The organism is Alcanivorax sp. HI0083 (genome assembly GCF_001635175.1).
Genome location: NZ_LWFX01000894.1, coordinates 1 through 4,364, shown reverse-complemented (window position 1 = coordinate 4,364; position 4,364 = coordinate 1). Strand labels below are relative to the sequence as shown.

Here is a 4,364-nt window from a genome sequence, read left to right as displayed (position 1 = left end):
GGCGCCATTGACCTTGGTATTGGCGAACCCGAACCTCTTTACGGCCCCACCGAGGTTGGCACTGGCCGTGCCAAGGAAGACAAAGTGGAGCTCTCCACTCTGATCAGCAAACTGAACGAGCGATTCGGGACTGAGTTCACCCCCGCCGACCAGCTCTTTTTCGATCAGATCACCGAATCAGCCCTGGAGAACGATACCCTGCGCGAAGCGGCTCAGGCCAATACACTGGAAAATTTTTCCTACGTCTTCAACAAGATGCTGGAAGGGCTTTTCATCGAGCGAATGGAAGGTAACGAAGAAATTTTTAGCCGGCTAATGAACGACGATAATTTCCGCAATCTGGCTGGAGACCACCTTCTTCAGGATGTCTATACACGCCTGAATACCTCCTCAGACGCAAAACAAGCTAAAGATAGCTGACGGCTTTGCGGCGCATGCAATCGCCAGCGATTTTCAGATTTTGAATATAAGCATTTTTCGTCCAGCATCCGGCGATCGACAAGGCTAACTAGTGAGACAAACCCTGCAGCCTGCTCATCAGTGCATCCCACGATGACACTTCATTCAGCGCTCTATTTGCCATCATCGCTGGCGGGCTTGTCGACCTCGCCGGACAGCACCTCTTCCAACTCATCACGGGGCATATAGTCCAGATCCCAATGGCTGGTGTAGGTTTCTTTCAGACGCCGCCGCCCCCGATGCAAGGGTTTCGGGTCTTCATCACTGCCATGGGCGGCGTGATGCTCACCCAGCGCCGGCCCAGGCGCGGTGTCTCCCTCCGATTCCGGATGCTCCGTTTCCTGCGCTACCCCACGCCGTTGGCGCCAGGGGGCAAGCCATCGTTTCAGCCAGTGCATAGTCTGTCCTCCGGCCGTTGCTGTTTTACCCACCCTATCATCCCGGCTTGCCATCCACCCGCGACCGTGTCAGCACCGACCCATAAAGCAGCAGGAAGCCGGCAAAGGCCAGGCTCCATAGCCCCGCCGACAACCACACCCCGAACAGCCAGGGCAACCAGCCCAGTGCTGTCAGCACCCGCAAACCGCCCGCCGCAAGCACCAGTGCATACAGCAGGATACCGCCGGGAGGCAGCACCATGGCACGGCCGGTATGCCCCACCGCCACACGGGTCATGACGCCCATGATAGTGGTGCCCATGGCACCCGCCCCCAGAGCATGCAGCCAGCTGGTCGGCGCCACCCAATGCCACTGGGCCAGCGCCAGCAGCACAAAGCCCAGCACTACCCACACATGGCCCAGGTGCAAAATCCACAACAGCGGCTCATCGCGGATCTGCCAGGACGACCAGCCCGCCAATCGCAGCAATGCCATTATCGCGGCGGCCAGCGCCAGCACCGCCAGTAGCGTCCCTTTTATGTTGAGCGCCACCAGCAACGCGACCAGCAATGCCAGGGCCAGCCCCACCGGCGTCATCCAGGGGATGGTGCGCACCCGGGCGCTATCCCGGCCGCGAGCCTGTAGCCAGTTGCGTGTAAACGCCGGGGTAATACGTCCACCGATAATCAGTATCAGCACCGCCGCAAGCACCACCAGTGCATGCAAATAACGCGGTGACGCGGACAGATGAAACAACAGATCCAGCACCCAGCAAGCCGCCAGCACCATCATCAGCACCAGCTGCCGGTACTGACGGGCATGCCAGATGCGGATGCCCGCCAACCAGGCAAGCACCGGCAGGAAAGCCAGATCGATGACGCTGGCCGGGATCGGCCAGGCGCCAGCAAACATCATCGCCAACCGGCCAGCCAACCACAGCAACCACACCGCCAATAACCGCCCACCTGACACCGGCCATGCCCCGGTCCAGTTGCAGACTGCGGTGAGTAAAAAACCGGCTATGGCCGCATTAAGAAACCCCGCCAGCATCTCGTGCTGGTGCCACAGCATGGGGGGCAAAGCCAGGTTATTCAGGCCTCCCCGGGTCAGCAGGAACACCCACAGCGGCACCAGCACGGCGGCAATTAAGGCTGCGGAAAGAAAAAACAGACGAAACGGAAACGCAAACAGCGGCGCCTGCAATCCACGCGGGGGCTGCCGGGCTTGCGCGCCGGGGGTATCGGATGTGGAATCTGGCGTTGCCATCGGGCTCTCCCTGCCGGAACAGACACCCTCGAATATACCCGGTTGCCGGCGAGCTTGATGGTAATAACGCGGTAAAAACTGACCGGGATCACGGCCCGGCCAGTCAGGCGAGGATCAGGACAGCAATCCCGGGCGCTTCATCAACCGCGACAGTTTTTCCAGCCCCCGCTGGCGCAGATGAACGCTGTCCCGCTTGGAAGGGTGGAAGTCGCGCTTGTAATAGGCCAGGTAGGATTTGCCCAGCTTGCGCAGCCAACCGGGGTTGCCCACCAGCCAGTTGAGCCCCTGGCGCACGGATTTCCAGTCGGTGGGATCATCCATCTCGGCGCGCAACTGGTTGTAATGCAGAATGGTAAAACCGATGAACTCCACCGTGGTAAAGGCCATTTCCGACGTTCGCACCCAGTAGCTGTCCACCTGATCGCGGTACACATCAAAGGCCACGGACTTGTGTTCGCTCTCTTCCACTGCATGCCACAACCATAGCGGCACCATGCGCTCGTCCATACCTTCGATAAATTCCGGATGTTCCAGAATCATTTCCGCCAGCATGGCGGTGAAATGCTCCAGCGCGCAGGTCTTGGCCAGCTGCCGCTCCGGCGACAACCACTTGGCCATGAATTTCAGGCCATCCTTCACATAGGCGTCCACCTTGCCGGTGGGCACCCCCTTGGATTCCATAAACGCATTGAAGGCATCGTGTTCGTTGCCGTGATGCGCTTCCTGGCCGATAAACCCTTTCACCTGCTCGCGCAGCAAGGGATCGGTGAGGTTTTTCTGAAAATGGCGCACGGAACGAACAAAGAAGCGTTCACCTTCAGGAAAGGTGCAGGACAACGCCGTCAACAGCATGGTCTTGAACTGGTCATTGTCGAACCAGTAACGGGGCATGGACGGATCAAATTCAAAATCCATCTTGCGGGGCTGAATGTCACTTTTATTGATTTTTTTCTGCGGCTGACGCTTGGCCGCTTGATCGCGTTGCCCGGTGGTTATAGCAGTGGCTGCATTGGCATTCATGGCGGTGTCCTCATTGCTCATGGGCACAGTATTTGCCAACCGAAACTGGCACGAAAGTGCAGGTTGTGCCATTTTGCCAGCACGCACCGCCCAGGCACGGCGTAATAGGACACAGCCTGTGCCCGGGCGCCGGTTTACTGTGCCGTCACGACACTCCCGCCATAGCGCCTATCAACCCGGGCCAGTTTGCCGCCGGTATAGCCGCGCATGAATATCGCCGCCGCTTTTTTCTTTTGACAACACCCAGTGCGCCGGGACTGCAGGCACTTCACCCTGGCGGCGGCTTTCCACATAGATAATCGCCCCGTCCGCCAGCAGCCCGTGGGCTTCCAGCGCCTCACAGGCCGGCGTCACCAAACCCAGATCGTAGGGCGGATCAATGAAGACCAGATCAAACGGTTCCCGTTGCGCAGGTAACCAACTCAACGCATCGGCGCAATGCACGGTGATGCGTCCCTCAAACAATGGGGCTAACTGCCGGCTCAAATCCGCGCAGCGTTCGCGCTGCTTTTCGACCAACACCGCATCCCGGGCTCCCCGGCTCAGCGCTTCCGCCCCCAGCGCGCCGGAGCCGGCAAACAGGTCCAGCACCCGAAGCCCCGGCAGCTCGAACTGCAGCCAGTTGAACAGGGTTTCGCGCATACGATCCGACGACGGACGCAAATCACCGCCGTAGTCCACAAAGTGCAGCCGATGACCACGCCGTTCGCCACCGATAATCCGTACCTGACCTTTCTGCGCCGGGCCAGTACTGGCGCCGGGGCGTTTACCTGAACGCTTACGGGGCACGATCAGCGGGCTCCTCGGCGGCGGTATTTTCTGCCTCTCTATCGGCCGCACGAATCTGCGGTGCCTTGGGACCGATGCTGACGATGGCCAGATTGTCCGGGGTCAGATTGCGCTGGAACGCGGCACGAATGTCTTCCGCTGTGACCGTGCGCACCTGCTGGTTAAACCGCTGCAGATAATCCAGCGGCAGGTCGTAAAAGCCAATAGCGCCAAGCTGGCCGATGATGTCGCTGTTGTCCGCCGTGCCCAGAGCAAAGCTGCCAAGAATGCTGGTGCGGGTTTCTTCCAGCTGTTCTGCGGTGGGGCCGTCCTGCACAAACTGGTCGATCAGATCCAAGGTCAGGGTCAGGGCGTCGTCGGCATTGTCGTTGGCCGTCTGCAAACGCACCTGAAACGGACCACCGGCGGCCATGGGACCAAAATGGCTGCTGATACCGTAAACGTAACCACGC

General features: G+C 59.7%; 5 protein-coding genes and 1 pseudogene. 1 reads left to right on the top strand and 5 read right to left on the bottom strand.

Annotated features, from left to right (window positions below):
* Nucleotides 1–420 (top strand): annotated as a pseudogene (locus A3754_RS27595) (type I restriction endonuclease subunit R); the annotation flags it as partial.
* 152 nt (nucleotides 421–572) lie between these two features.
* Here the strand turns inward: A3754_RS27595 and A3754_RS08645 are convergent.
* The 5 genes from A3754_RS08645 to A3754_RS27590 form a co-directional block, all read right to left on the bottom strand.
* On the bottom strand, nucleotides 573–857 hold the full coding sequence (locus A3754_RS08645; protein WP_063519341.1) for a hypothetical protein: 285 nt from the start codon (nucleotides 855–857) through the stop codon (nucleotides 573–575).
* 37 nt (nucleotides 858–894) lie between these two features.
* Nucleotides 895–2,103 (bottom strand): NnrS family protein, encoded by a 1,209-nt coding sequence (locus A3754_RS08640; RefSeq protein WP_231880557.1) that lies wholly within the window; start codon nucleotides 2,101–2,103, stop codon nucleotides 895–897.
* A gap of 114 nt (nucleotides 2,104–2,217) precedes the next feature.
* Nucleotides 2,218–3,123, bottom strand: coding sequence for a metal-dependent hydrolase (locus A3754_RS08635; protein ID WP_231880556.1), 906 nt, complete (start codon nucleotides 3,121–3,123; stop codon nucleotides 2,218–2,220).
* 171 nt (nucleotides 3,124–3,294) lie between these two features.
* Complete coding sequence (rsmD, locus tag A3754_RS08630) at nucleotides 3,295–3,912, bottom strand: 16S rRNA (guanine(966)-N(2))-methyltransferase RsmD (protein ID WP_063519339.1); 618 nt, start codon at nucleotides 3,910–3,912, stop codon at nucleotides 3,295–3,297.
* A partial coding sequence (locus A3754_RS27590; protein WP_197468578.1) for an insulinase family protein occupies nucleotides 3,902–4,364 on the bottom strand: 463 nt, incomplete at its 5' end. The genes A3754_RS27590 and rsmD, both read right to left, overlap by 11 nt.

Bases quoted from the DNA above. Each gene is read 5' to 3' on its own strand.
- A3754_RS08645 (WP_063519341.1), bottom strand. From the start codon at position 857: ATGCACTGGCTGAAACGATGGCTTGCCCCCTGGCGCCAACGGCGTGGG.
- A3754_RS08635 (WP_231880556.1), bottom strand. From the start codon at position 3,123: ATGAATGCCAATGCAGCCACTGCTATAACCACCGGGCAACGCGATCAA.
- A3754_RS08640 (WP_231880557.1), bottom strand. From the start codon at position 2,103: ATGGCAACGCCAGATTCCACATCCGATACCCCCGGCGCGCAAGCCCGG.